This window comes from Flavobacterium sp. (genome assembly GCF_044368625.1).
GTDB lineage: Bacteria > Bacteroidota > Bacteroidia > Flavobacteriales > Flavobacteriaceae > Flavobacterium.
Genome location: NZ_JBIPPD010000188.1, coordinates 1 through 6,472, shown reverse-complemented (window position 1 = coordinate 6,472; position 6,472 = coordinate 1). Strand labels below are relative to the sequence as shown.

At 35.3% G+C, this 6,472-nt stretch carries 5 protein-coding genes and 1 pseudogene; all 6 read left to right on the top strand.

The genetic code is table 11. The features are described from left to right. Positions 1-146: pseudogene (locus ACIQ2X_RS12535) on the top strand (mechanosensitive ion channel family protein); the annotation flags it as partial. A 456-nt stretch (positions 147-602) separates the two neighbouring features. Further along, positions 603-1,169, top strand: coding sequence for a cytochrome b/b6 domain-containing protein (locus ACIQ2X_RS12530; protein ID WP_396179258.1), 567 nt, complete (start codon positions 603-605; stop codon positions 1,167-1,169). Positions 1,170-1,281: 112 nt separating this feature from the next. Beyond that, positions 1,282-2,679 (top strand): class II fumarate hydratase, encoded by a 1,398-nt coding sequence (gene fumC, locus ACIQ2X_RS12525; RefSeq protein ID WP_396179257.1) that lies wholly within the window; start codon positions 1,282-1,284, stop codon positions 2,677-2,679. A gap of 192 nt (positions 2,680-2,871) precedes the next feature. Further along, positions 2,872-4,476: a M1 family metallopeptidase gene (locus ACIQ2X_RS12520; RefSeq protein WP_396179256.1), complete on the top strand. Its 1,605-nt coding sequence runs from the start codon at positions 2,872-2,874 to the stop codon at positions 4,474-4,476. A gap of 89 nt (positions 4,477-4,565) precedes the next feature. Beyond that, positions 4,566-4,961: a glyoxalase gene (locus tag ACIQ2X_RS12515; RefSeq protein ID WP_396179255.1), complete on the top strand. Its 396-nt coding sequence runs from the start codon at positions 4,566-4,568 to the stop codon at positions 4,959-4,961. Between the two features lie 234 nt (positions 4,962-5,195). Next, entirely contained in the window at positions 5,196-6,278 is a 1,083-nt protein-coding gene (gene gcvT / locus ACIQ2X_RS12510; protein WP_396179254.1) for a glycine cleavage system aminomethyltransferase GcvT, read from the top strand. The last annotated feature ends 194 nt before the right edge of the window (positions 6,279-6,472 follow it).

Sequence of the window (6,472 nt, the reverse complement as noted above, 5' to 3'; positions counted from 1 at the left end):
AAACATGGATCAATTACGAATTCATTATGGCCGATATTTTTGACCATATCATTGCCTCTGTAGTGTATTTTGATCTTGAAATTTATGAACTTCCTACCAGTAAAAGTTTCAACGCAACTCCCTCAACACCAGAATTTAAAACATAAAAAAAGGAAGCCGCTTTGACTTCCTTTTTTTTATAACTTGATTTTTACAAATCTAGCTATTTCTTTTTTTGTCTCTCTTTTCTTTGTAAAGTTCCCAAGAAGCACCACCAACCCAATAGGTCACGAAGCCAACTAGGAAAAACATTAACCAAAATCCTATAGTCAGAACGGTTAAGAAAAGAATAAAACCTAAATACTGTGTAAAATCAAACATGACTTCTGAGGAATTAGTGAATTTATTACAAAAGTAAAGGTTTTAATCAAACCTACCAATTAATAAGGAGATAATTTTGATGCAATATTTAAGCAGAAATTAATCCCATGTCATAAACTAAGTATTATTTTTGTAAACGAACCATAAAAAACATTTTTAAAAGCAATACCCAAGCATTTAATGTCAAAATAATTTTATAAACCATTATGGTCTAATTAATCCTTATTTAATCTTAGAATCTCATGCAAGAACCTAAAAAATTTACAATCGTCCACCGAGTGTTACACTGGCTAATTGCTTTATCAATGCCTGTTTTGTTCATTACCGGTTTTTTAAGGATGTTTTGGATGAACAAAAAAAATACGATTTCTATTATTGAAAGCAAAACGGCTTCCACTCCACTCTCAAAAGATACCATGTCCGACATCGCTACAGCCATTAGGAATCCGATGTGGGAATGGCACGAAATTTTTGCGAACGTAATGATTTTTGCCTTTGTAGCACGAATTCTTTACATGATTTTTAAAGGAATTCGATTTCCAAATCCATTTAAAAATACGCTCCCGTTGAAAGAACGTCTACAAGGTTTTACCTATATTTATTTTTATGTGTTTGTATTTATTTCGGCTTTTACAGGAATTTGCATCGAGAAAGGTTTTTTCGATTCCTATCATGAAACCATTGAAACAGTGCATAAATGGGGACTTTATTGGTTTCCAATATTCATTGTACTGCATATATTAGGTATTGTTATTGCAGAAAACTCAACTAAAAAAGGTATTACGTCCAAAATGATCGGTGGCGATTAATCCAAATACTTTTTTATTCAAAAAACACAAATAGATTTTTTTAAAACTGCTTTAATCGTTAAATTTGACACATTATAAAACAACATATTTACATAAAAAAATTACACAAACTATGGAATTTAGAATAGAAAAAGACACGATGGGTGAAGTACAGGTTCCTGCTGATAAGTATTGGGGAGCTCAAACGGAACGTTCAAGAAATAATTTCAAAATTGGCGCTTCGGCTTCAATGCCAAAAGAAATAATTCAAGGATTTGCTTATTTAAAAAAAGCCGCCGCTTATGCCAATTGTGATTTAGGAGTTTTATCTACTGAAAAAAGAGATGCTATTGGAGCGGTTTGCGACGAAATATTAGAAGGAAAACTCGACGATCAGTTTCCTTTAGTTATTTGGCAAACAGGTTCAGGTACACAAAGCAATATGAATGTAAATGAGGTAGTTGCCAATCGGGCACAAGTATTGGCAGGACTAAAAATTGGCGCAGGCGAACCGGTTTTAAAATCCAACGACGACGTGAACAAATCGCAATCATCCAACGATACTTTTCCAACAGGAATGCATATTGCGGCTTACAAAGCAGTTGTGGAAACTACCATTCCGGGCGTGGAACAATTACGCGATACCTTGCATGCCAAAGCACAGGAATTTATGAATGTGGTCAAAATTGGTCGCACACATTTAATGGATGCTACCCCGCTTACCTTAGGACAAGAACTTTCGGGATATGTAGCCCAGTTGAATTATGGTTTAAAAGCACTTAAAAACACGCTTTCGCACTTATCAGAAGTCGCTTTGGGCGGAACAGCTGTGGGAACCGGTTTAAACACACCTGAAGGTTATGATGTAAAAGTGGCGCAATATATAGCTCAATTTACCAACCAACCTTTTGTTACAGCACCCAATAAATTTGAAGCTTTGGCATCGCATGATGCAATTGTAGAATCGCACGGAGCATTGAAACAGTTGGCGGTTTCGTTGAATAAAATTGCCAACGATGTTCGAATGCTTGCTTCAGGTCCGCGTTCTGGAATTGGCGAAATCATTATTCCTGAAAACGAACCCGGTTCTTCCATCATGCCTGGAAAAGTAAATCCTACTCAATGCGAAGCTTTAACTATGGTTTGTGCTCAAGTAATGGGTAACGATGTGGCAATTACAGTTGGTGGAATGCAAGGCCAATACGAATTAAACGTTTTTAAGCCGGTCATGGCTGCTAATTTCTTACAATCAGCTCGATTGATTGGTGATGCTTGCAAATCATTCGACGAACATTGTGCACAAGGTATCGAACCCAATTATACCCGAATTAAAGAATTGGTAGACAATTCATTGATGTTAGTAACGGCATTAAATACAAAAATTGGGTACTATAAATCCGCAGAAATTGCCCAAACGGCTCACAAAAACGGAACAACTTTAAAAGAAGAAGCCGTTAGATTAGGTTATGTTTCAGCCGAGGATTTTGATGCTTGGGTAAAGCCAGAAGAAATGGTTGGAAAATTAAATTAATTTTTTTTTAAAATAATGTAGCCTGAAAATGACGATTTTCAGGCTTTTTTTTAGATTTTATTTTTATTTTGTTTGTCTAGATTTTAAGTTTTAAAATTTTAAAATTGTTATTTTTACCATATACAACAACAGCTGCATTTTGTAAATTAAAGTTGTTTTTCTTACCAATTAGTATTTGAAATCAAATTCCTTATGAAGAAAAGTGGACTATTTTTTATCGTACTTTTTTCACATTTTGTAAACGCTCAAAATTTCACACGAAAAGATTCCTTGCAAGGTGGTTTTTCTTTCGAGCGAAGGTGCTTCGATGTGCAACGTTATGATGTCGATATTACAGTTGATCCGAAAAAAAAAAACCTCTTCGGCTCCAATACAATTTCGTTTAAAATGCTTGAAGAATCTAGCAAAATTCAGTTGGATTTGTTCGAAAATATGATTGTGGATAGCATCGTTTTTAACAATAAAAAGTTGGATTTCCAGAGAGAATTTGGAGCTGTATTTATCAATTTTCCGGAGCGTTTAAGTGTATCTGGAGCTGTTTTAAAGCTGCAGTTTTATCATTCTGGAAATCCGATTATTGCCAAAAATGCACCTTGGGACGGCGGATTTGTGTTTTCAAAAGACGACAATAACCAGCCATGGATTGGCGTTGCCGTTCAAGGTACAGGCGCGAGTTTATGGTTTCCAGTCAAAGATTCGCAAAGTGATGAACCCGATTTGGGTGCGTCTATAAAAATTGCCGTTCCAAACGGTTTGATGAATGTTTCCAACGGCCGTTTCAAAGGAAGTCTTGATCTTAAAAATGGGTATACCCGTTGGGATTGGGAAGTAAAAAACCCGATAAATTCCTATAATATTACCTTAAACATTGGCGACTATGTTCACATCCAAGACAATCACAATAACATCGACTTGGACTATTATGTTTTACGAGGAAATGAAAAGCGAGCCAGAAAACAATTTGCAGAAGTTAAACCAATGTTAGATTGCTTCGAAAGTAAGTTTGGCAGTTACCCGTTTGCCGAAGATGGATATAAATTAATAGAAAGTAATTATTTAGGTATGGAACATCAAAGTGCTGTAGCCTATGGAAATAAGTACAGAAAAGGCTATTTAGGAAATGATAATTCAGGTACAGGGATTGGAAAATTATTCGACTACATCATTATCCATGAATCCGCTCACGAATGGTTCGGAAACAGTATTACTTCGCGTGATATTGCCGATATGTGGATCCACGAAGCATTTACTACGTATGCCGAATCGGTTTATATAGAATGTATATTGGGTAAGAAAAAAGCAATAGAATACATCAACGGACAAAAGAAATTAATTGAAAACACACAACCTATTATAGGAAAATATGAGGTAAATAACTCAGGATCAGTCGATATGTATTACAAAGGAACATTGATGCTGCATACGCTCCGAAATTCCTTGGACGACGATGAAAAATGGTGGTCGATTATTAAAAAATTTACCGAATCCAACCGCCATAAAATAATTGAAACACAAGATGTAGTTGCTTTTTTTTCTAAAGAAATGGGTCGGAATGTCAAGCCCTTTTTCGAACAGTATTTAAATCACACTTCGATTCCTGTTTTAGAAACAAAACGCACGGGAAACAAACTAAGTTACCGCTGGAAAACGGATGTACCCGATTTTGAACTACCGATTTATTTTACAGTAAATGGTAAAAATGTTTCAATCTATCCCACCCGCGAATGGAATTCCATCCTTGTTAAAAGCAAGAACCCTCTTAATTTTCCTGAAGATTTGTTTTATGTACAATTCTAAAATTTCAGTTTTTAGTTGATAAATTGTGCATAACATAACACTTGTTTATCTTTCACTGTTCCTGATTTTCGTACATTTAAATAAAAAAAATGGATACGAGAGACAATATTATCAAACAACTTCGTGGTGTTGCTTTTGGCAAATTAACTTCGGAAACATCTGCTGACGAATTTTTTCAAAACGAAACCCTCCGACCTATCTTAAAACTACAAAACGATTTGTTATTACTTGTTTTTCAAAATTATATAACCAAAAGCAAAACGGATTTCAATAATTATTCGGCTGAAAAAAAATTGAATTTCATCGAAAACGCGATTCAAAAAGACATTAAATTCAGAAATTCACTCAAAGGTATGGTTATCGGATTATTTACTTTAGAGGAGTACAATCGCTACATCGTCAACTCGTCTTCGTTAAATAAACGAATGATGAATTTGATTATCGAACGCTTAAAATCACAAGTGCAATTGCTAGTTCATTTGTAATTGCGTTCTTTTTTTAGTCACAAAATACTCTGTCTAAAAGTTTTTTTAACCCTAAAAATAGAATAAATTAGCCCACGAAATCTATTTCCAATCAAAATATTAAATGCGTAGGAACTGAAATTGGTATCAAAAACCAGTTCATACATACGACCCGAACTTTTTCGAACAGGCGAAGCAATTACATAACTTGTTTTGTGTTTTCGGGATGACTGATAAAACAATAAATATCAACATATGAAAAATACAGCTTTAAAGCACGTACATGAAAATTTGGGAGCCAAAATTCTTCCTTTTGCAGGATATAACATGCCTATTTTATACGAAGGGGTGAATGCCGAACACGAAACAGTTCGAAATGCCGTTGGTGTTTTTGACGTTTCGCACATGGGCGAATTTTTGATCTCAGGTCCAAATGCTTTGGCGTTGATTCAAAAAGTAACTACAAATGATGCCGCAACTTTAACAGTGGGAAGAGCTCAATATTCCTGCTTACCTAACAACGATGGTGGAATTGTAGATGATTTGATCATTTACAAAATGAAAGAAGACGAATATCTTTTGGTTGTAAATGCATCCAATATCGAGAAAGATTGGAACTGGATTTCATCGCACAACAACGTAGATGCGGAAATGAAAGATCTTTCAGACAATTACAGTTTGCTTGCCATTCAAGGTCCTAAAGCCATTGAAGCGATGCAATCCTTGACATCAGTGGATTTGTCAGCCATAAAATATTACCACTTTGAAGTAGGAACTTTCGCTGGAATCGAAAATGTGATTATTTCAGCAACAGGTTATACCGGTTCGGGAGGATTTGAAATTTACTGCAAAAACGATGAAGTAGCACACATTTGGAACCAAGTTTTTGAAGCTGGAGCGGCATTTGGTATCAAACCTATTGGTCTCGCAGCTCGCGATACATTGCGTTTAGAAATGGGTTTCTGCTTGTACGGAAATGATATTAATGATACCACTTCTCCATTTGAAGCAGGTTTAGGATGGATTACCAAATTCACCAAAGAGTTTGTGAATTCTGAAAAACTACAGCAACAAAAAGAATTAGGCGTTACAAGAAAATTAGTTGGTTTTGAATTAATTGACCGCGGCGTTCCTCGTCAAGATTATGAAATTGTGGACAAAGATGGAAATACAATTGGAATAGTCACTTCAGGAACAATGGCGCCATCCTTAAATAAAGGAATTGGTTTAGGGTACGTAACTACTGCTTTTTCAATGGTCGATAGCGAAATATACATCCGAATCCGAAAAAACGATGTATTGGCCAAAGTGGTTAAGTTGCCATTTTATAAGAAATAGTAAATTGAAAATGCACTGTTAAGATTTGCTTGTTAAAAATCTTGACAGTGCATACTTTAACAGTATGTGTAAAGTTTCACAACATTGTTGATGGCATTTCCTCCCCTTCGGGGTTTTCTTTGGAGGCGTAGCCGTAAAAGAAAACCCCGAAGGGGAAAGATAAAAAAGTTGATTATTTTTGTTTTACCACAAAC

Coding starts and splice junctions, on each gene's coding strand:
- ACIQ2X_RS12515 (WP_396179255.1), top strand. CDS start 4,566: ATGGATACGAGAGACAATATTATCAAACAACTTCGTGGTGTTGCTTTT.
- ACIQ2X_RS12530 (WP_396179258.1), top strand. CDS start 603: ATGCAAGAACCTAAAAAATTTACAATCGTCCACCGAGTGTTACACTGG.
- fumC (WP_396179257.1), top strand. CDS start 1,282: ATGGAATTTAGAATAGAAAAAGACACGATGGGTGAAGTACAGGTTCCT.
- gcvT (WP_396179254.1), top strand. CDS start 5,196: ATGAAAAATACAGCTTTAAAGCACGTACATGAAAATTTGGGAGCCAAA.
- ACIQ2X_RS12520 (WP_396179256.1), top strand. CDS start 2,872: ATGAAGAAAAGTGGACTATTTTTTATCGTACTTTTTTCACATTTTGTA.